Origin of the sequence: Achromobacter sp. (genome assembly GCF_032113835.1) — a bacterium.
In the GTDB taxonomy this organism is placed as follows: Bacteria; Pseudomonadota; Gammaproteobacteria; order Burkholderiales; family Burkholderiaceae_B; genus Achromobacter.
Map to the genome: position 1 here is coordinate 132,649 of NZ_DAMCTG010000005.1, position 20,244 is coordinate 152,892.

General features: G+C 64.6%; 15 protein-coding genes. 5 read left to right on the forward strand and 10 right to left on the reverse strand.

Annotated features, from left to right (window positions below; genetic code table 11):
* Window positions 1-74: 74 nt before the first annotated feature.
* Window positions 75-1,001, forward strand: coding sequence for a LysR family transcriptional regulator (locus RT697_RS03970; protein WP_313697077.1), 927 nt, complete (start codon window positions 75-77; stop codon window positions 999-1,001).
* Window positions 1,002-1,090: 89 nt separating this feature from the next.
* Here RT697_RS03970 and RT697_RS03975 read toward each other — a convergent pair whose 3' ends face one another.
* From RT697_RS03975 to msuE, 4 genes are all read right to left on the reverse strand, one after another.
* Complete coding sequence (locus RT697_RS03975; RefSeq protein WP_313697078.1) at window positions 1,091-2,089, reverse strand: tripartite tricarboxylate transporter substrate binding protein; 999 nt, start codon at window positions 2,087-2,089, stop codon at window positions 1,091-1,093.
* Window positions 2,090-2,383: 294 nt separating this feature from the next.
* Window positions 2,384-3,412, reverse strand: coding sequence for a methionine synthase (locus RT697_RS03980; RefSeq protein WP_313697079.1), 1,029 nt, complete (start codon window positions 3,410-3,412; stop codon window positions 2,384-2,386).
* Between the two features lie 24 nt (window positions 3,413-3,436).
* Window positions 3,437-4,423, reverse strand: a complete 987-nt coding sequence (locus tag RT697_RS03985) for a DUF1852 domain-containing protein (RefSeq protein ID WP_313697080.1) — start codon at window positions 4,421-4,423, stop codon at window positions 3,437-3,439.
* 110 nt (window positions 4,424-4,533) lie between these two features.
* A complete protein-coding gene (msuE, locus tag RT697_RS03990; protein WP_313697081.1) occupies window positions 4,534-5,115 on the reverse strand; it encodes an FMN reductase in 582 nt (193 codons plus the stop codon).
* A gap of 172 nt (window positions 5,116-5,287) precedes the next feature.
* Here msuE and RT697_RS03995 point away from each other — a divergent pair, with 172 nt between their 5' ends.
* From RT697_RS03995 to RT697_RS04005, 3 genes are all read left to right on the forward strand, one after another.
* Window positions 5,288-6,199, forward strand: coding sequence for a LysR family transcriptional regulator (locus RT697_RS03995; protein ID WP_313697082.1), 912 nt, complete (start codon window positions 5,288-5,290; stop codon window positions 6,197-6,199).
* 59 nt (window positions 6,200-6,258) lie between these two features.
* Window positions 6,259-6,726 carry a hypothetical protein gene (locus tag RT697_RS04000; RefSeq protein WP_313697083.1) on the forward strand — a complete coding sequence of 156 codons (468 nt, stop codon included), beginning with the start codon at window positions 6,259-6,261 and terminating at the stop codon, window positions 6,724-6,726.
* Between the two features lie 121 nt (window positions 6,727-6,847).
* Window positions 6,848-7,570 carry a response regulator gene (locus tag RT697_RS04005; protein ID WP_313697084.1) on the forward strand — a complete coding sequence of 241 codons (723 nt, stop codon included), beginning with the start codon at window positions 6,848-6,850 and terminating at the stop codon, window positions 7,568-7,570.
* A gap of 1 nt (window position 7,571) precedes the next feature.
* Here the strand turns inward: RT697_RS04005 and RT697_RS04010 are convergent, their stop codons facing one another.
* The 6 genes from RT697_RS04010 to RT697_RS04035 all read right to left on the reverse strand — a co-directional run bounded on the left by RT697_RS04010 (window position 7,572) and on the right by RT697_RS04035 (window position 18,721).
* Complete coding sequence (locus RT697_RS04010) at window positions 7,572-13,031, reverse strand: AAA family ATPase (protein ID WP_313697085.1); 5,460 nt, start codon at window positions 13,029-13,031, stop codon at window positions 7,572-7,574.
* Window positions 13,032-13,155: 124 nt separating this feature from the next.
* Window positions 13,156-14,763, reverse strand: a complete 1,608-nt coding sequence (locus tag RT697_RS04015) for an MFS transporter (protein WP_313697086.1) — start codon at window positions 14,761-14,763, stop codon at window positions 13,156-13,158.
* Between the two features lie 72 nt (window positions 14,764-14,835).
* Complete coding sequence (locus tag RT697_RS04020; protein ID WP_191576344.1) at window positions 14,836-15,534, reverse strand: hydrolase; 699 nt, start codon at window positions 15,532-15,534, stop codon at window positions 14,836-14,838.
* 167 nt (window positions 15,535-15,701) lie between these two features.
* A complete protein-coding gene (locus tag RT697_RS04025; protein WP_313697087.1) occupies window positions 15,702-16,385 on the reverse strand; it encodes a YoaK family protein in 684 nt (227 codons plus the stop codon).
* Window positions 16,386-16,390: 5 nt separating this feature from the next.
* Window positions 16,391-16,819, reverse strand: coding sequence for a DoxX family protein (locus RT697_RS04030; protein ID WP_313697088.1), 429 nt, complete (start codon window positions 16,817-16,819; stop codon window positions 16,391-16,393).
* Window positions 16,820-16,831: 12 nt separating this feature from the next.
* Window positions 16,832-18,721 carry an amidohydrolase gene (locus RT697_RS04035; protein ID WP_313697106.1) on the reverse strand — a complete coding sequence of 630 codons (1,890 nt, stop codon included), beginning with the start codon at window positions 18,719-18,721 and terminating at the stop codon, window positions 16,832-16,834.
* Window positions 18,722-19,064: 343 nt separating this feature from the next.
* Between RT697_RS04035 and RT697_RS04040 the strand changes: the two genes are divergently transcribed.
* A complete protein-coding gene (locus tag RT697_RS04040) occupies window positions 19,065-20,174 on the forward strand; it encodes a porin (RefSeq protein ID WP_313697089.1) in 1,110 nt (369 codons plus the stop codon).
* The last annotated feature ends 70 nt before the right edge of the window (window positions 20,175-20,244 follow it).

The following is a 20,244-nucleotide window of genomic DNA, read 5'->3' on the forward strand; positions in this document are numbered from 1 at the left end:
GAAAAAAAGGTATCACGCGGGCTTTCCGGGCCAATAATCAAAGTTTCGGCGCAGTTTGAAAAAGAGTTCTTATCATGCGGATTACCCTAAGCCAGCTTGAGGCCTTTTACTGGACCGCCAAGCTGGGCAGCATCCACGCGGCCGCGCGCCATCTGCACGTCACGCAGCCGGCCGTCTCGGCTCGCCTGCGCGAACTCGAAGGCGCGCTCGAGGTGCAGCTGTTTGATCGCTCGCGCCAGCGCGTGACGCTGACCGACGTGGGCCAATCGGCGTTGCGCCATGCCGAGAGCGCGCTGCACAGCACGCGCCAGTTGGAGCACTTCGGCAAGGATCGCAGCCTGGGTGGCAAATTGAGGCTGGGCGCGGACGAGTGCTCGGCCAATGTGGGCCTCACCGCCGTGATCGCGCAGCTCAAGGAACACTATCCCTCGCTCGCGCTGGAAATGACGGTGGACGTGGGATCGGTGCTCAACAGCAAGCTCAACGCGGGCGAGCTGGACATGGCGCTGCTGACCAATCCGGCCACGGGCGACACCATCACCGACGTGTTCATCGGCTGGATGACGTTTCATTGGGTGGCTTCGCCCACGCTGCACATCACGGCCGATCCGTTTCGTGCCGAGCACGCGCGTGGCCATCACATCGCCACGCACTCGCCGCCTTCCACGCTCTACACCGTGGTTGAAAACTGGCTGGCGTCGGGTGGCGTCGACATGTCGGGGCCCAGCACCACCAATTCGCTGGCGCTGATCTCGCGGCTGATCGCGGCCGGCCATGCCATCGGCATTCTGCCGGTGCCGCTGCTGCAGGACATGCTGACCATGGGCGTGCTGCGCGCCCTGCCCGCGGATCCGCCGATTCCGCCGGCACGCTTCTACATCTCGTATCTGACCGCCTCGCACGGCGCGCACATCGATTCCATCGTGGACATCACGCGCGATACGCTCATGCGGCTGAACTTCCTGGCGCCGATCGACGCTGCGCCGGGGCACGCTGGCTAGACATGACGAGGGGGCCGCGTAAGCGGCCCCGATCCAGTGTCATGTCGTCGCGCGTGGCTCGGCTCGCCCGGACGGTCCGGTATCACGCATCAATCGATACGTGCGCCCGACACACGTACTACCTCGCCCCACTTTTGCACTTCGGCATCCACCAGCGTCACGAATTGCTTGCGATCCGTGAGCTGCGGAATCACCAGGCCGACGGCGCCAAGTTTTTCCTGAATGGCGGGCGACTGCATGGCGGTGCGGGTGGCCTCGAAGAGTTGCTGGAACACCGGCGCCGGCACACCGGCCGGCGCGGAGAGGCCAAACCAGTATTCGGATGAAAAGCCCGGATAACCGCTTTCCGCCACGGTGGGCGTGTCGGGATAGGTGGGATTGCGCTTGGCGCTGCCGATGGCAAGCGCGCGCAGTTTGCCGGCGCGCACGTGCGGCAGCGCCGTGTCCTGATTGACGAACAGCACGTCGACACGGCCCGCCAGCACGTCGTTGATGGCGGCCGAGCCGCCGTTGTACGGCACATGCATGATGTCCAGCTTGGCGCGCTGCTTGAGCATTTCCATGCCCAGATGGCCGGTGGTGCCGTTGCCCGATGAGGCGTAGGAATACTTGCCGGGCTCCTTGTGCACCAGTTCCACGAACTCGGCCAGCGTCTTGGCTGGAAAGCCGGGCGCGGTCACGAGCACGTCCGAGCCGAAGGCGAGGATGGCGATCTGGTCGAGCTGATCGAGCTTGTAGGGCAGCTTGCTGTAGAGGCCCTGGTTGGTGGCGATGCCCACGCCCGACACCAGCAGCGTGTGGCCGTCGGGCCGCGCCTGGGTCACGTACGCGGTGCCGATGTTGCTGTTGGCGCCGCCCTTGTTCTCAACCACGATGGTGGTCTTGAGCGCCTTGCCCATCTCCGAGGCGAGCAGGCGGCCGATGAAGTCGGTGCCGCCGCCGGCGGGAAACGGCACGACCAGGCTGATGGGCTTGTCGCCCGGGAAGTCGGCGGCCTGGGCAGGCGCGGCGGCCACGGCCAGCGCCATCCCGGCGATCAGCGCCGGCGCCATCAACTTCAAGAACGTGCTGCGAACGGACGATGCCATCCCTGCCTTGCGGCATGCTTTTCCCACGGCGTGCATGGTGTGATTCCCTTGAGTGTTATGAAGCGAGCTTTGAATTGCAGGGAAAAATTAGCACGCAGGGTTGGGCGGCAAGTAATCACAATTGGCCGCTGATTTGAGAGATTTTTCTTATTACGGGTAATCCCGGCGTGGGTTGTCGGGTAGGTTGGAATCCCGGGTCGTCGGGCGCAAAAAAGGGGTCGCTCAATAATGAGCGGACCCCTTTTTATTGTGCGCAGCGACGCTATCCCGCCGCGCCGCTTGCTGCCTGCTTTGTCAACCCGCCAGTTCGCGGCGGATGATCTCCGCACCCGCGCTCAACGCATTCAACTTGCCCTTGGCCACCGCACGCGGCAGCGGCGCCATGCCGCAGTTGGTGCACGGATACAGCTTGTCGGCGTCCACGAACTTGAGCGCCGTGCGCAGCGTGTTGGCGACTTCTTCCGGCGTTTCGACGGTGTGGTTCGCCACGTCGATGGCGCCGACCATCACCTTCTTGCCGCGAATCAGTTCGATCAGGTCGATCGGCACGTGCGAGTTATGGCATTCCAGCGAGACGATGTCGATGCTGGACTTTTGCAGCTTCGGGAACGATTCCTCGTACTGGCGCCATTCCGAACCCAGCGTCTTCTTCCAGTCGGTGTTGGCCTTGATGCCGTAGCCGTAGCAGATGTGCACGGCGGTTTCGCATTTGAGGCCTTCGATGGCGCGTTCCAGCGTGGCGACGCCCCAGTCGTTCACTTCGTCGAAGAAGACGTTGAATGCGGGTTCATCAAACTGGATGATGTCGACGCCGGCGGCTTCGAGTTCGCGGGCTTCCTGGTTCAGGATCTTGGCGAATTCCCAGGCCAGCTTTTCGCGGCTCTTGTAGTGGGCGTCGTACAGCGTGTCGATCATGGTCATGGGACCGGGCAGCGCCCATTTGATCGGCTGCTTGGTCTGCTGGCGCAGGAACTTGGCGTCTTCGACGAAGACGGGCTTCTGGCGGCTGACGGCGCCGACGACGGTGGGCACGCTGGCGTCATAACGGTCGCGGATGCGGACGGTTTCGCGCTTTTCGAAATCAACGCCGTCCAGATGCTCGATGAACGTGGTGACGAAGTGCTGACGCGTCTGCTCGCCATCGCTGACGATATCGATGCCGGCCAGCTCCTGTTCCTTCAGCGCGAGGATCAGGGCGTCCTGCTTGCCCTCGATCAGTTGTTCGTCTTGCAGGCTCCAGGGCGACCAGAGCTTTTCGGGTTGGGCAAGCCAGGAGGGCTTGGGCAGGCTGCCGGCGGTCGAGGTGGGCAAAAGCTTTTTCATGGCGGGGGTCCGTCTGTGTTCGGTTTATTGGTGGGAGTGGCTGGCAGCCCAATGATCAAGCACGTGCTTGTACGGCTTGATGAAGTGCGCCTCGGCAAACTTGCCCTGCTTGACGGCGAGCTGGCTGCGTTCGACGCGGTCGTACACGATCTGCGTCAGCGAGTAATCCTGGTTCTTCAGGCTGGGTTGATAGCGTTTTCCAGCCGCGGAATTGGCGTTGTAGATTTCGGGGCGGTAGATGCGCTGGAATGCTTCCATCGTGCTGATGGTGCCAATGAGCTCCAGGTTGGTGTAGGCGCCCAGCAGGTCGTCCTGGAAGTAAAACGCCAACGGCGCAACGCTGTTCGGCGGCATGAAGTAGCGCACCTGCAGGCCCATCTTCTCGAAGTATTGGTCGGTCGGGGAGAATTCGCTTTGCTGATATTCCACGCCCAGGATCGGGTGGTGGTTGTCGGTGCGGTGATAGGTCTTGCTGCTGGAAACGCTGATGCAGATGACCGGCGGCTTCTTGAAGTTCGCCTTGTAGGCTTCGGATTCAACGAAGTGCTTGAACAGCTTGCCGTGCAGGTCGCCGAAATCGTCCGGCGTGCTGAACGTGGATTTGTTGTCGTTGTATTCGGGCAGCAACACGCTGAAGTCGTAGTCGCGCACGTAGGACGAGAAGTTGTTGCCGACGATGCCGTCGATGCGGTTGCCGGTCTTCTTGTCGACGATGTTGGTCTTCAACACTTCGATCAGCGGAAATGCACTGGCGTTGCCGTTTGCGCCCAGCGTCATCTCGGCGGTAATGATGTCGAGTTCGACGGAATAGCGATCGCCCGTGGGGTTGTCCCAATGCGCCAGGTCATTGAAACGGCTGTCGATCATCTTCAGCGTGTTGCGCAGATTCTGCTCGCGGCTTTCGCCCCGGGCCAGATTGGCGAAGTTGGTCGTGATGCGCGTGCTGTCCGACGGCTGATAGTTTTCATCGAAGCGAAGGCTCTTGATGCTGAAAGTGAAGTCTTTGTTCATGATGGTCGGATGCGAAAGTGCTGCGATAAGCGTGAATTCGGAACGGGCAAGTGCGGCGTTTGCAGAACCGCTTCTGCGCTGCTTGCTGTGAAAGCGGTGGGGCCTTTGCCTCAGGCCGCGACGGCTTCCGCGGCCGCGGCGGTTCGCATCTGCCGGGTCAGTTCGACCAGCGGCAGTGCGCGTTGGACGGCCAATCCGGCGCGTTGAATCAGCGCGTCGTTCTGAAGCCGGTAGTCGACAAAGTCCTCGTCGGTCGCGTAGATGCCGAGCGGCAGCGTGCGCGCCTGGAAGAAACTGAACAACGGCCGCAACTGGTGGTCGATGATCAGCGCATGGCGCTGGCTGCCGCCGGTGGCGGCCAAGAGGACCGGCTTGTCGATCAAGGCGTCCTGATGGATGAAATCGAAGAAGTGCTTGAACAGGCCGGTGTAGGAGCCGCGGTAGACGGGCGTGGCCACCACCAGGACATCGGCTTGCTCAACTGCTGCCAACTCGCGCTCGACCGTGTCGGGCAAGTTCGAGCGCCACGTTGCGCCGGCAAGCTGCGGGGCGATCCGGCCCATTTCGACTAGGCGGGGCTCGCAGGGGATTTCGTTGGCGATCAGCGCCAGCAGTTCCTCTGCCAGGGCGGTGGTCCTGGAGGGACGTTGCATGCCGCCGGAAACGGCGACCAGGCGTAGGGGGTGTGTCATCTTTGCTTCCATGGAGCCAATCGGCGCGGAGGGGGTCGACTTGCCATGGAACGTGCGTGTTGATCAGATCAACGTGCGGAACACAGCGGCAAACAAGAACGCAATGCTAAATATCAATATCCATGACGTAAAATGGTTTTATTTCACGATTCCATGAAACTAGATCATAGAAATGCTTGAACGTATCCATCTGAGCATCGTGCAGCAGGTCGAAAAGCAAGGTTCGTTGACGGCCGCCGCAGGCGTGCTGAACCTGACCCAGTCGGCCCTGAGCCACAGCATGAAGAAGCTGGAGGTGCAGCTCGGCACCGATATCTGGCTGCGCGAAGGAAGACGTTTGCGCCTGACGCAGGCCGGCCAGTATCTGTTGGCGGTGGCCAACCGGGTGCTGCCGCAGCTGGATCTGGCCGAAGAGCGGTTGGGCCAGTTTGCCCAGGGCGAACGCGGCGCGCTGCGGATCGGCATGGAGTGCCACCCGTGCTATCAGTGGCTGCTCAAGGTGGTGGCGCCGTATCTGGCCGCGTGGCCGGACGTGGATGTGGATGTGAAGCAGAAGTTCCAATTCGGCGGCATCGGCGCGCTCTTCGGCTACGAGATCGACATGCTGGTCACGCCCGACCCGCTCTTCAAGCCGGGCTTGAAGTTCGAACCCGTGTTCGATTACGAGCAGGTGCTGGTTGTGGCGAAGGGGCATCCGCTGGCATCGGTGGCGTACGTGAAGCCCGAGCAACTGACCCAGGAAGTGCTCATCAGCTATCCCGTCGATATCGAACGGCTGGACATCTACAACCAGTTCCTCTTGAAGGCCGGCGTCACGCCCAAACGCCACAAGGCGATCGAGACGACAGACATCATGCTGCAGATGGTGGCCAGCGGCCGCGGCGTGGCCGCGCTGCCGCGCTGGCTGGTCGAGGAGTACGCGGTCAAGATGGATCTGGTGCCGGTGCGGTTGGGCCCGCGGGGCATTGCCAAGCAGATCTTCCTGGGGTCGCGCGAGGCCGATGACGCCCTGGATTATCAGCGGGCATTCATCGAGATGGCGCGTCAGCCAGCCGCTGCGATTGCCGCCACGCGGGGCGTCTAACGGGGACACATAAGCGGGTATGCTTGGCATCCCTTCATCTCCCCAAGGAGTCTGGCCCGATGCCGTCACTCAAGCACGGTTGCCTGGCCTTCGCGCTTCTGGCCCTCGGCGGCTGCGCCATGCAGCCCGCCGCACCCAACGACGTTGAGATCGCGGCCCAGAAGCTGGTGGGCCAACCGGCCAAGAACGCATTCAAGTTGTTTGGCAGGCCGGATCAGGGCATGGGTCCCTCGTCCTACGGCAGCGGCGGCTTCTACGCGTGGAACCGCGTGCAGACTCACACCACGGACGAGAAAGTGTTCGTGCAGACTGGTGTTGAATATGTCGGGCAGCGGACCACCTCAGTCACCATCGGCGGTCAGGGCGTCAGCGGCCAGATGCCGGTGAGCAGTGAACCGGTCTATCGCAAGGTGGGCTACACGGAAAACCGCACGGTGATCGATTACTTCTGCAGCATCACGCTGTTCACCGACAAGAACGACATCATCGAGCACGCCAGTGTGATCGACTGCGCGAAGAAGAAGTAATAAGACCCTTAGCGGGCCCCCTGCATGGCGGCTGAAGCCGCCTGCAGATAAAGGGGACAAATCTCAACGCTTAAACTCGCAGCATTTGTATCTGGTGGCTGCCCTATGAGGCATGCGATGCATGAAAGCACTGCGTCGCGCCCCGCAAGGAGTCATGGCGTTGAACATTCAAAAATCCGGCGCGCCCGCTGCGATCGTGTACATCGTGGACGATCACGCCGAGGTCAGCGACTCGCTGTTTCGCCTGCTGTCGTCCATCGGCATCTACGCCGAAACCTTCGACTCGATCACCGCCTTCCAGGCCGCAACGCGCCCGGCGGTGCCGTCCTGCCTGATCCTGGATCTCCAGTTGTCGGACGGCGACGGGTTGGAATTGCAGGCGCGCATGCGCGAGCTCGGCGATCACATCCCCATCGTGGTGGTCACGGGATTTGGCGACATCCGCCAGACGGTCAAGGCCATGAAGGCCGGCGCCATCGATTTCCTGGAAAAGCCGATTTCCGAGCAGCGGTTGCTGGACTCCGTGCACCGCGCGCTGGAATCGGACGTGGCGCGGCGCGCCAAGGAGCAGGAGTTCGAGAAGGTCATGGAGCTTTATCGCTCGTTGACCGCGCGCGAGCAGCAGGTGATCGAGATGATCGCGTCCGGCTGCTTGAACAAGGAAGTCGCCGAGCAGCTGGGCATCAGCGAAGTGACCGTCAAGGCGCACCGGGCCAGTGCTTACCGGAAGATGCAGGCGCGCAGCTTTGCCCAGCTTGTACAGATGATCATGAAGGTCAATCCGCGCGTTGCCGCACAATCGCCGCAATTGCGTGGCGACGGCGAGGCGAACGACGGCGAATGACTCACGCCTGCGCGGGCAGCGAAAAGTAGAACACCGCGCCCGCCGGGCTATTGGGCCGCGCCCACATCTGGCCGTGATGCAACTGGATGATCTCGCGGCAGATGGCAAGACCCATGCCCAGGCCCTTGGTCTTGGTGGTGAAGAAAGGATCGAACAGTTTCTTCACGGATGCCGCGTCGATCCCGCTGCCGGTATCCAGCACCTCGACCAGCACGTCGTCGGCTGACGTGCGCCGGGTGACGACCGTCAGTTGCCGCGCGAACGGCTCATGCTTCATGGCGTCGACCGCGTTGACATAGAGGTTGAGCAGGACCTGCTGAAGCTGGACGCGGTCTCCGCTGCTGTGCAGGGGCGCATCGGCCAGATCCAGGATGACTTCGACGTCGCTGCAATCGAGCTCGCTGCGCAGCAGCGTCAGCGTTTCCTTCACAAGCCCGTTCATTTCGATCGGCCCAAAAGCCGCGGGCGCCTTCTTGATCAACGCGCGCACGCCCGAGATGATCGAGCCGGCGCGTTGGCCGCTGCGCACGATGCGCCGCAGCGACTCGGCGACTTCTTCGGTGTTGGGCGGTGTGCGCGCAATCCAGTTCAGCGCAGCCTGCGCTTCGGTCAGGACGGCTGACACCGGCTGGCTGACATCGTGCGCGATGGACGCCGTCATCGAGCTGACGGTGGTCATGCGGGTGACGTGCGCGAGATCCGATTGGATCTGCTGCATCTTGGCGTCCGCAGCCTTGCGTTCGGACAGGTCCAGGACGAACGACACGCCCTGGTTGTCGTCGGCCGCGAACCGGGCGGAGCCGAGCAGCACGGGCACGCGACGGCCATCCTTGCGGGTCAGTTCGGTCTCGACCGGCTCGGCGGCTTCGCGCAGCAAGAGTTCATCCAGCGACACCGCGCCGCTGCGTGACACCAGCGCCGTCCACCGCAACCGGCCGGCGCTCACGTCCTCGCGGTCGTATCCCGTCATGGACAGGAACAGGTCATTAGCTTCCAGCACCTGTCCGCCGGTGCTCCAGAACCAGATGCCGATGATGTTTGCTTCCACCAACCGCTGTATCCGGGCCTCGCGTTGCGCCAGGTCGCGATACAGGCGCGCGCGTTCGATGGCGATGGCGGCCTGCGAGGCCAGCAGGCGCAGCACGGCGGTCCGGTGCGGTGCGAATACGCCGCGCGCCAAGGTGTTTTCCAGGTACAGCACGCCGATGGACTTGGACTGCGTCGTCAATGACAGGCACAACACGGACGGCAGCCGCGCGGCGCGCACGTAGGGGTCGCCGGTGAATGCGCCCGTCACCCATGCGTCGTCGAGCACGATGGTTTCGCCGGTCCGCCAACCGTAGTTCACGATCTGCTGCGGCAGGCCGGCTTCGTCCAGCGATTGGGCGCGCTGGCTGATCGTCACGGAATCGCCGGACGTGGTCGCGATGGCGCGGGCATACAGTTCGCCGTCGGTTTGCAGGACGAGCACGCCCCGCGTCGCCCCGGCCTGTTCCAGCGCGATCTTCATCAGCTTGTCCAGCAAGGTCTGCAGGTCCAGCGCGCTGGCCAGCGCGCGGGAGATGTCGATGACGGTGGCCAGGTCCAGGCTTTCCACGGGCGTTTCGATGGTGGAGCCCTGCGCGGCGCTGCGGCGGTCCACAAAAAGCGTGGGATACAAGGCGTCGATCTGCCTGACCTTGCCCGACGCGCCCCAGTGCTGATAGCACGCGCGCGCATGCTGCAGATACGTGTGCGCAATGCGCTGCTGGCCGCGGCTCTCGAAGAAGCGCGCGGCGCATTCATTGGCCAGGCCTTCAACATGCACGAGGCCGTGATCGCTGGCGCAATGGATGGCGTCGTCGTAGCATTGCATCGCGTCCAGCACATCGCCATTGAGCCGCGCGACTTCGGCGTCGATCAGCATCTGCTGGCTCTGGAAGTTGGACGGGCTGGATGCGGCCCACGGGCGCAGCTTCTCAAGATGCGCCTGCACGGCGGCCAGCGCCGCGGCGCGTTCCGACGGACATGCCGCAATGGGACACCAGGCGCGCGCCAGCGCGGAGTAGAAATGGAATTCCATCTCCTCGATGAACGCAAGCGACGTCCAGACGAACGCCGACGCGTCCTGGCTGGCGCGCACGGCGCTGGTGAAGTCACCCGCGAACACGCGGGCCTGGAGCTTGCGCAGGTAATGCCAGCACGCCGTGACGTTGCGCCCGGGCTCGGCCTGGATCTTTCTTTCGAATTCGGCCTCGCTGAAACCGGCGTCGTCCAGCGCGCCGAATTGCGTCGTGAGGCCTTGCAGCATCTTTGCTAGCTGGAGCTGCGACGTGTATCGGTCCAGGACTTCAAGACCCGCCTTGCGCGCAAAGGCGAGGCCGCGGCTGGCGTCGGCGCGGATGGTGTTCAGCGGACCGCCGGTGGCCAGCATGTGCGTGACCAGGCTGTTCAGCGCAAAGGATGCATAGGTCCAGTCGCCCTGCAGGCTTGCCAGCTCGAAGGCGGTTTGCAGCATGTCGCGCGCCTGGCTGACCGGCTGCGACCATGGCACGATCTGGCCGCCGAACACCTGATACACCCGCGCGCTGAAACGGACCTGCCCGCGCTGCTGGACCAGATCGACGCCCAGCTTGCCGAAGGCGTAGCCGTCGGCGTAGTCGCCGGTGCGCGCGGCCAGAATCATGCCCAGCCACGCGTATCCCAGGCTGGATGCATCCGTATTGCCATGGCGCAGGCTCAGGTTGGCCATGCGCAGAATGACGCGCTCGCGCAGATTCGCAAAGAGCGTCCAGGCCGGGGGCAGCAGCGCGGTCAGCACGCCCATCGTGCCTTCCGCTTCGGCGTCCTTCATTTCGGGCAGGCCGAGCAGCGCGGACGCGGGGCGGCCGGCCCGCAGCGCGTTGAACTCGGCGTACTCGCTGAATACGACCTCTTCGGAAGGGCTGTCCGTCCAATCGATGCCGGCGCGGCGCAGGTAGTGCAGCCCGGCGCCGATGGCCTCGTGCCGCTCGCCCAGCGCCATGAACACTTCGACGCGCAGTTGGGTTACGCGGGCCAGTTCCGGCAAGGGCCAGTCGCGCTCTCCCAGGCGGGCCAGCCGATGCTTGGCGCTTGCCACCGCGCCATTGCGGAATTCGCATTCGGCGCGCGTGATCTCGATGGTGAAGGCCAGCGCGGGTTGATGCTGCCTGCCGTCGTCGGACAGGAACGCCGAGGCGGCCTCCAGATACCGGATGGCCGCGGAATAGTCGGCGGTGTCCTTGGCCAGCGCGCCGGCCAGGGCGTTCAGATGGGCAAGCCGGACGCGCTCTTCCGGGCTGTGAACCAGCTGCCAGGCCCGGTTGAACTGGTCGACCAGTTCAAACGCGTGCGCCTTCAGTTGCTCCGGTTCGAGGTCCCGCGCAAGCCGCCGGCCGATCGCCAGGTGCGTGGCCGCGCGCTGCCGTTCGGGGATCAACGCATAGCTGGCGGCCTGCACCCGGTCGTGCGGAAAGCGGTACACGTCGCCGGTCCGGAACACGAGGCTCTGCCGCTCGCATTCGCGCATCGCGGTGGCAACGTCGAGTCGCGGCCAGTCCAGTGCGACCGCAAGCTTGTCCAGCGATGCGTCGTGTCCCAGGCACGCCATATGTTGTATGGCTTCGCGGCTGTCCGCCGGCAAGCGCTCGACCTGCTGGATGATGATGCCGACCACGTTGTCGGTATAGGCCTGCTCGCGAATGGCGTCCGCATCCCAGATCCACCGCTGGCGGCGCGGGTCGTAGTGCAGCAGTCCCTCGGCCGTGAGCGTGGCCAGGAAGCGGAGCATGAAGCACGGATTGCCGGCCGTCTTGGCCTGCACCAGGCTGACGAGCGGATCGATCCACGGCGACTTGCTTTGCAGCGCATCGGCGATCAGGCGGGCGGAATCGCGCTCGTGCAGGTTGTTGAGCGCGATCTCGGTCAGGGGAATCGTGTTGGCGCGCAGGCTGTCAATGAAGGCGGCCAGCGCGTGGCGCGCCGTCATGTCTTCGGCGCGGTACACGCCCACGACCAGGATATTCTGAAGCCCCGTCTGCGCCAGCTGTTCGATGACGCGCAGCGTGGCGGCGTCGGTCGACTGCAGATCGTCCAGGAACAGGATCAGCGGATGGCCCGGCGACGAGAACGCGCAGAACAGATGCTGAAAGGCCAGGCGCAACCGCGCCTTGGCGTCGCCTTCGGCCAGCAGGCCCGATGCGTCCGGCACGATCATCGCCAGTTCAGGGATCAACGCGAGCAGGCTGTCGCCGCCCGCCGAGACCACTACGCGCAGTTTTTCCCGCCACTCGTCCAGATCGCTTTCATTCTTGGCAAGCACGGCCTGGAGCAGGCCTCTTGCCGCTTCGACCAGCGCGGCATAGGGGCCCGCGTGGCTGTGGGGGTCGCCCTTGCCTTTTGCGAGCAGGGTGTATTGGCTGCCGACGACGCGATGCAGCTCTTCGATGAGGATGGACTTGCCGACGCCCGGCTCGCCGGAGATCAGCACCACCTCGGCGCGGCCCGATCCCGCCACCCGGCCCATGGCGCCGAGCAGGATGTCCAGTTCGGTGCCACGGCCGTACAGCGTGGCCGGCACGCGCACGCGTCCGGGATGGTCGTAGCGGCCCAGCACGAAGTCCGGCACGGCGTCGGGGCCGGCCGTCAGCGTGGTCAGGCAGCACTGCAGATCCGCGGCAAGCCCCTCCGCCGTCTGATACCGCTCGTCTGCCGATTTCTCGAGCAGCTTCATGACGATGGCCGAGAGCTCGGCGCAGATGCCGGCGTTGCGCTCGGCAGGCGCCACGGGCATGCGTGCCGTATGGCTGTGCAGCCACGTCAGCGGCGATTCGGCCTGAAACGGCAGCTCGCCGGTCAAGGCTTCGTAGAAGACGACGCCCAGCGAATAGAGATCCGAGCGCACGTCGGCGCGGTGGCCGGAACGGCCGGACTGTTCGGGGGCCATGTAGGCGGGTGTGCCGACGATGTCGCCCGGGGCCGAGGCGGGCGCCGCCTGGTAGGCGCCGAGGGGCGTGGAAAACGAGAAGCCGGTCAGGTGAGCGGCCCCGGTCTGTTCGTTGAAGAGAACGTGCGCCGGCTTGAGATTCCGATGGATCAGCCCGGCGTTGTGCATCTTCCCCAGCGACAGCGCCACGGCGATGGTGAAACGGAGAAACGCCGCGGCGGGCATCGCCCGCGATTGGTGCGTGGCCAGGGGCTGTCCGCCAGGATCCTGCAGATACAGGACGGTGGAGCCGCCGACGCGCGCCAGTTCGGTCGGCACGGCGGCCCAGCCCGGATGCAGGTAGTCGCGCAGGCCGTATTCCTGCTCGAGCAGGTGCCGCGCGCACTCCGAGCTGTCGTTCGGCCTGAGCCAGACGGCCAGCTTCGAGGCGCCGCGTCCGAAGACCCGGTCGCCATCCACCCACAGAACCTCGAAACGGGCTCCGTTGACTGCCTCGAAGCGAGGAGCGCTATCCATGTCACACCTAAGCCGCGGCCTCTCGGCGCGCGGCATCAAAATCCCTGTCGGCGCAATTCTAGTCAGGAATCATTCTTCTCTTGTAACGGTGTGTGCGGGCAGCGCCGGTCTCATCCTGCCCCCCTTATTGCGGGATGGGGGCAACGAAGTGCGACACCCGCGGCGGCGTGTCGCCGATATGGAAGGCGCGCACTTCCGCCTGCTGGTCTTCGTCGGCGTGCGTGACACGTTCGTGCTGGCGCAGATGCTCAAGCCACGACGTCACCAGGAAGTATTCAAGGTAGCGGCCGGGCTGCGCCGCGTCTTCGAAGATCCCCCATGCGTAGGCCCCATCGCGGCGGCGCTCGGCGCCGGCATGCTGCATGGCCTGCACGAAGTCCGCGCCGCGCGCCGGGTCGATCAGATACTCCACCGTGATCATCACCGGGCCGCGATCATGCGATACGTGCTGGTCGATCAGGGGCTCGGGCCAGTGCATCGACGGCGCCAGGTCCAGGTCCGCGCCCAATTGCAGTTTGGCCTTGCGGGTCAGCAGCATCGCAATGATGGAACCCGCGGCCGCGATCAGCAGGGCCGTCGGGACGCCGGCGCGCACGGCCGTCTGTCCCCAGATCATGCTGCCGGCGGTCATCGAGCCGAAGAACACCGTGACGAAGATCGCCAGCCCGCGTGCGCGCACCCAGTCGGGAAGCGCCACCTGGGCGGAGACGTTGAGCGAGGTCAGCACCATGATCCACGACGCGCCCGCCAGAAAGCTGAACGCGCCGGCGACCACGGGATGCGGCACCACCGCAAACACCACCAGCGTAAGCGCCGTGCCCAGCGTGCCGGCCATGACGCTGCGATCCGGACCCAGCTTCTTGCGCAGCGGCGGCAGTACGATGGCGCCGATCACCGCACCCGCTCCGACGCAGCCCAGGATGATGCCGTAGAGCAAGGCGCCGCCCTGCAGCACCTGACGCACGATCACCGGCAGCAACGCCCAGTAGGCGCTGGCAAACAGAAAGAACGCGACGGCACGGACCAGCGTGGATTTGAGCGGCTTGCTGTGCAGCGCAAAGCGCAGGCCGGCACGCATCGCGTGAAACAGCTGCTCGCGCGGCAGGCGCTTTTCAGCGGCCGCGGGCGGCTTCCACCAGATCAGTGCGGCCACCACCACGATGAAGCTCACCGCGTTCACAAAGAAGGGAATCGCCACGCCCAGGCTGGTGATCAGCACGCCGGCCAGCGCCGGGCCGATCGCACGGCTGACGTTGATGCCCACGCTGTTGGTGGCGATGGCCTGCTGCAGCGACGGACGCGGCACCAGGCTGGGCACGATGGCCTGCCACGCGGGCGCCGACAGCGCCGTGCCGATGCCCATCAGCAGCGTGAAGCCCAGCAGCACCCACGGCGTGGTCAGGCCAAACCAGACCACCAGGCCCAACGCCAGCGCGATGAAGCCCATTGCGATCTGCACCATCAGCAGCAGCTTGCGGCGATCCATCGTGTCGGCCAGCGCGCCGGCCAGGAGCGACAGCAGGAACACGGGCAAGGCGCCCGCGGTCTGCACCAGCGCCACGAACATCGGCGACGGCGACAGCGAGGTCATGAGCCAGCCCGCGCCCACGTCGTGCATCCAGGTGCCGATGTTCGACAGCACGGTGGCCACCCAGATCACCGTGAAGGCGGAGTAGGCGAACGGGGAGGAAGGCGGGGGGTGGTCGGCGGGTCGGGTGTCGGCGGTCGTCATGGCGGGGCAGGCTGCGGAAGAAAGCAAAAAGGCCCGCGGCCGCTGCAAGAGCGGCTGCGGGCCCGTGAGGCATCAGCGGGCGATGACGGGCGCCGCGACAGGCGCGATGGCGTCGTGGGCGGTCTGCGTGCGCTGCTTGGCCTTGTGCACCATGGTGTAGGCGTAGTCCACGCCCATGCCGTAGGCGCCCGAATGTTCCTTCACGATTTCCATCACGGCATCGTAGGAGTCACGGTGGGCCCAGTCGCGCTGCCATTCCAGCAGCACCTGCTGCCACGTGACCGGCACGACGCCGGCCTGGATCATGCGTTGCATGGCCATGTCATGCGCTTCCTTGGACGTGCCGCCCGACGCATCGGAAACCATGTAGATCTCGTATTCGCCTTCCAGCATTGCGCACAGGGCGAAGGTGGTGTTGCAGACTTCGGTCCACAGACCGGCGACGACAACCTTCTTGCGGCCGTTGGCGGCCAGCGCGTCACGCACCTTCTGGTCGTCCCACGAGTTCATCGAGGTGCGCTCCAGGACCTTCTGGTTCGGGAACACGTCGAGCAGTTCGGGGTAGGTGTAGCCCGAGAACGACTCGGTTTCGACGGTGGTGATGGTGGTCGGGACGCCGAAGACCTTGGCGGCCTTGGCCAGTCCGACGGTGTTGTTCTTCAGCGTCTGGCGGTCGATCGACTGCACGCCGAACGCCATCTGCGGCTGGTGATCGATGAAGATGATCTGGCTGTTCTGCGGGGTCAGGACTTCGAGCTTTGCTTGGGACATGAATATCACCTGGAAGATTGAATCAGAGGGGGACGCATAGCGCCTTGCTGCATGAGGAGGCCTCATCCGCCCGCTGTGCCGCGGGCTTTAACGAGAACGTCAGGATATGGGAAACGTTCGCATCTCGACATTGTTCGAAGGTATGGCGCGTCCCCCCTCAAGTAGGGTCAATCGGGGACGCGCTTGATGCCCAGGGTGGCCAGCGCGGCGACGACAGGCGGCAGGACGAAACACCACATGAGGGACGCCCAATACAGCAGCGCGGCAATGGCGCAGCCGGACGCAAAGGCCGCCAGGGCGGGCAGCATCTTGCGCAGGCGGCCGATGGCGGCCGTGCGGGCCTCGCCCGAGACGCCCTTGCAGAGGTCGGCAAGGTCGATCATCACCTGCGTGGTGGTGCCGGTCATCAGCGTGGACGGCGGCGCGCTGCCCAGGTGCATGCGCTGGATCGCATTCTGGATGCCCATGGCCGCGACCAGCAGCATGCCTCCCGTCACGGCAAAGGGGGCGTCGCTGTCGGGAAACGGGCCGTAGGCGATGAGGACGGCCGCGGCGGCGGCCAGGAGCAGCACCTTCGCGCACATGAGCTTGGACATGGCCGTGTCCGCGGCCGCGAGACTGGATGCGAACAGGCGCGTCAGGACGACGACGGCACAGAAGAGCGGCAAGGCCAGGAGCTTGGCGAAGGCGCCGGTCGTGCCGTGGACGAACGCGGCGCCCAGCGTGACGAAGTTGCCGGTCACGTGCGCCGTGAACAAGCCATTCAACGCCAGGAACCCCGCCGTATCGACGTATCCCGCGTTAAAGCCCAAGAGGCCGGTGAATCGGGGAGATACGGGTGTCTGTTCCATGACCACTACCGCCGTTCGTTCAGGTCCTGCCAGATCACCAGCAGGAATCCGCCTACCAGGCCCAGGTGCTCGAAGAACGAGTTGGCGGCGAAAAAGCGTGCCTGGCCCGGCGGCATCTCCCAGAACTGCAGGGCGACAAACGTGGCGATGAGCGTAAAGATCGCCAGCCCCAGCGCGCCGATCCAGCGGTGCCATCCGATCAGGATCATGAGCGAGGCGATGATCTCCAGCGCGATCACGACCACGGCGAAGAACGGCGCGGGCGTAAGCCCAAAGTGGGTCATTTCCGCGATGGCGCCGGGAAAGTCAGTCAGCTTGACCAGGCCGCCCTGCAGATACGCCGCGCACAGGCCCAAATAGGCGACAAAACGGGCAACGCGGCCGCCGAGAACGGGACGCGCGATGCCGGCCAGCGAAGTTGAAATGCTCGACATGGATTCAGTCCTTTACACGGCCCAGCACGAGCAACCCAGCGCGCCGAAGAACGACTTCTGGTCCGAGGCCGGCACGCTGGAGGCCCAGGCATTGGCGTGGCTATGCCCGTGCATGTTGCACGCGGTGGCGCAACCGCAGGCGGCGGCAAAGCGCTTGTAGTCCAGCGAATTGCGTCCCGCGCCTTCGGGGTCGCCCCAGGCGGCATAGCCGCCGAACAGGCGCGTGGGGGACCAGTCGGGCATGGCGGGCGGCGGCGCGTTCTCGTCGAGCTTGGCGAAGTCGCCGGCGCCGTAGACGACGCGCCCGCCCACCACGGTGAGGTCGGACGTCAGGAAGGAGATTTCCTCGTCCGCAACGGCAAAGTAGTCCTGCGACGGGACCATCAGGTCGGCGAACTGGCCCACCTGGATGCGGCCGCGCTTGCCTTCGTCGTTGGAGAACCACGCGACGTTTTCGGTCCACATGCGCAGGGCCGTCTCGCGGTCCAGCAGGTTTTCATGCGGATACAGCGGCATGCCGCCCACGGTTTTGCCCGTGGTCATCCACGACAGCGAGATCCACGGGTTGTAGGACGCCACGCGGGTCGCGTCCGTGCCGGCCGACGTCTTCACGCCTTTTTTCAGGATGCGCTTGACCGGGGGCGTGGCCTGCGCGGCCTTCGCACCGTAGCGCTCGACAAAGTATTCGCCCTGGTAAGCCATGCGGTGCTGCACGGCAATGCCGCCGCCCAGCGCGGCGATCCGGTCGATCGACTTGTCCGAGATCGTCTCTGCGTGATCGAAGAACCAGTTGATGCCGGTAAGCGGCGTGTCGCGATGCACCTTCTCGAAGACGTCCAGCGCCCGCGTGATGGTTTCGTCGTACGTGGCGTGCAGGCGCCACGGCCACTTGTTCTGGACCAGGACGCGCACGACCTCTTCCAGTTCGCCTTCCATTTCCGGCGGCATGTCCGGGCGTTCGACGCGGAAGTCTTCGAAGTCGGCGGCCGAGAACACCAGCATTTCGCCCGCGCCGTTGTGGCGGAAGTAGTCGTCGCCCTGCTTGTACTTCACCGAAGACGTCCAGTTCAGGAAATCTTCCTTCTCGTGCTTGGGCTTTTGCGTGAAGAGGTTGTAGGCCAGCCGGACCGTTAACTGGTTGTCGTCGGCCAGCTTCTGGATCACGGCGTAGTCGTCCGGATAGTTCTGATAACCGCCGCCCGCATCGATGACGCCCGTGACGCCCAGCCGGTTCAGCTCGCGCATGAAGTGGCGCGTGGAATTGAGCTGATAGTCGAACGGCAGCTTCGGACCCTTGGCCAGCGTGGAATACAGGATCGTGGCATTGGGCTTGGCCAGCAGCAGGCCCGTCGGATTGCCGTTTGAGTCGCGGATGATCTGGCCGCCTTCGGGGTCCGGCGTGTCCCGGGTGTAGCCCACGACGCGCAGCGCCGCGGCGTTCAGCAGCGCGCGGTCGTACAGATGCAGCAGGAACACGGGCGTGTCCGGCGCGACCGCGTTGATTTCCTCGATGGTCGGCAGGCGCTTTTCAATGAACTGGTGCTCGGTGAACCCGCCCACCACGCGCACCCATTGCGGTGCGGGCGTATTGGCGACCTGCCGGCGCAGCATTTCCATCGCGTCCGCGAGCGACCGCACGCCGTCCCACCGCAGCTCCATGTTGTAGTTCAAGCCGCCGCGCACGACGTGCGTGTGGTTGTCATAGAGTCCGGGTAGGACGCTTTTCTTTTTCAGGTCCACCAGCCGGGTGTTCGATCCCGCCAGGCGCAGGACTTCCCGGTCGCTGCCCACCGCGACGAACTTGCCGGCCTGCACGGCGACGGCGCCCGCTTCCGGATTGGCGCGGTCCAGCGTGGTGAAGCGGCCGTTGTAGAAGATCACTTCCGGGGGGCCGTCCGCCAGCGGCGTGCCCGTCTGGGACTGCGACCCGGCATTCGCCCGGCCCGCCCACATGCTGTTGAGCGCAAACGCTGAAGCCAGCGAAGATGCCGCTCCCAGGACTTGTCGACGCGAAGCCATGCCACTCTCCTCGATTAATTTCGTGGTGGGTAGGTTTCCATGGCGGCCAGTGGGGCGCAATCCGACATTAGGGTTGTGACCCTATACCATCGACGAATGGCGCTGGCGCCGCATGCACGCGTATTGTTTTGCCGTTTGCGTGCTGCCTTGCAGTTCCGGGGTCGCTCGTATCCCGTGCCCATGGGTTCATCGCGCAGGATTCCCACGGAAAGCACAGGAGCATGAGATGAAAGTTGGCCGCGACGCGCGCAAACGGGTTCTGGTTGGTGGATGCGCGGTGGCCGCGCTGTGCGGCGCAGTCGGCAGCGCGTCGGCGCAATCGTCCGTGACGCTATACGGCCGGCTGAACACGGCGCTGGAATACGCGTGGATCAGCGGCGGCGAGAATGCCGGATCCGGCTCGCGTATGACGAACAATCGCTCGGTATTCGGCCTGCGCGGCGAAGAGGACCTGGGCAATGGCCTGTCCGCGATCTTCCAGATTGAAAGCGGCATCGCGCTCAACACCGGGCAAGGCGAGATCGCCAGCCGGAACACGCGTCTGGGACTGGCGTCCCCCTACGGCACGTTCTTCCTGGGCAATTGGCACACGGCCTTTACCGAGTCGACCATGAAGATGGATCCCTACTATCCGATGACGGCGGGATACATGGCGCTGATGGGCAACGGCTCGGCCTCCACCTCGGGCAACGTCGAGAACACCAGCTCGTTCGACCGGCGCCAGAAGAACTCGCTGCATTTCCGGTCGGCCGACTGGCATGGCCTGAGCGCGGGCTTCACCTGGGGCCTGCCGCAGGAGCGCATGACGACGCCGCGCAATCCCCAGCTTTTCTCCTGGTCCGCGGCCTACAAGGAAGGTCCGCTGGCGCTGGTGGCGGCCTACGAACTGCACAAGAACTACCAGATGGCCGACTCGCACGACGATGCCATCAAGCTGGGTGCTTCGTATTCGTTCCCGTCCACCACGATCAACCTCGTCGTCGAGCAGCTGCGCTACCAGACGGCCACCGGCGATCTGCGCCGCAAGGGTTACTACGTGTCGCTCGTGCAGAAGCTGGGCTCCGGCAGCCTGAATGCCTCCGTCGGGTACGCCGCCAATGGAACCGGGCCGTCCACGCAACAGGTGGGTTATGTCCGTAGCGGCGAGAACACCGGCGCGGTCCAGTACACGCTCGGTTATGAGCAGCCCTTGTCCAAGCGCACGTCGGTGTATGCGTATTACTCGAAGATCAAGAACCGCTCGAACGCCGCGTACGACTTCGCCATCAATGAACTTGGCGTGACCGCCGGCGGCAGCCCGCAGACGATTGCGCTGGGGCTGCGGCATAACTTTTAATCCCGGCGGGGCTTAACGATTCATTAATTCTTGCCTCGCTATATTCGCGCTCGTCAGCCGGCGCGGCCCC

Coding starts and splice junctions, on each gene's coding strand:
- RT697_RS04030 (WP_313697088.1), bottom strand. CDS start 16,819: ATGTCGAGCATTTCAACTTCGCTGGCCGGCATCGCGCGTCCCGTTCTC.
- RT697_RS04000 (WP_313697083.1), top strand. CDS start 6,259: ATGCCGTCACTCAAGCACGGTTGCCTGGCCTTCGCGCTTCTGGCCCTC.
- RT697_RS03970 (WP_313697077.1), top strand. CDS start 75: ATGCGGATTACCCTAAGCCAGCTTGAGGCCTTTTACTGGACCGCCAAG.
- RT697_RS04040 (WP_313697089.1), top strand. CDS start 19,065: ATGAAAGTTGGCCGCGACGCGCGCAAACGGGTTCTGGTTGGTGGATGC.
- RT697_RS04020 (WP_191576344.1), bottom strand. CDS start 15,534: ATGTCCCAAGCAAAGCTCGAAGTCCTGACCCCGCAGAACAGCCAGATC.
- RT697_RS04015 (WP_313697086.1), bottom strand. CDS start 14,763: ATGACGACCGCCGACACCCGACCCGCCGACCACCCCCCGCCTTCCTCC.
- RT697_RS03985 (WP_313697080.1), bottom strand. CDS start 4,423: ATGAACAAAGACTTCACTTTCAGCATCAAGAGCCTTCGCTTCGATGAA.
- msuE (WP_313697081.1), bottom strand. CDS start 5,115: ATGACACACCCCCTACGCCTGGTCGCCGTTTCCGGCGGCATGCAACGT.
- RT697_RS04025 (WP_313697087.1), bottom strand. CDS start 16,385: ATGGAACAGACACCCGTATCTCCCCGATTCACCGGCCTCTTGGGCTTT.
- RT697_RS03980 (WP_313697079.1), bottom strand. CDS start 3,412: ATGAAAAAGCTTTTGCCCACCTCGACCGCCGGCAGCCTGCCCAAGCCC.
- RT697_RS03995 (WP_313697082.1), top strand. CDS start 5,288: ATGCTTGAACGTATCCATCTGAGCATCGTGCAGCAGGTCGAAAAGCAA.
- RT697_RS04005 (WP_313697084.1), top strand. CDS start 6,848: ATGAAAGCACTGCGTCGCGCCCCGCAAGGAGTCATGGCGTTGAACATT.
- RT697_RS04010 (WP_313697085.1), bottom strand. CDS start 13,031: ATGGATAGCGCTCCTCGCTTCGAGGCAGTCAACGGAGCCCGTTTCGAG.
- RT697_RS03975 (WP_313697078.1), bottom strand. CDS start 2,089: ATGGCATCGTCCGTTCGCAGCACGTTCTTGAAGTTGATGGCGCCGGCG.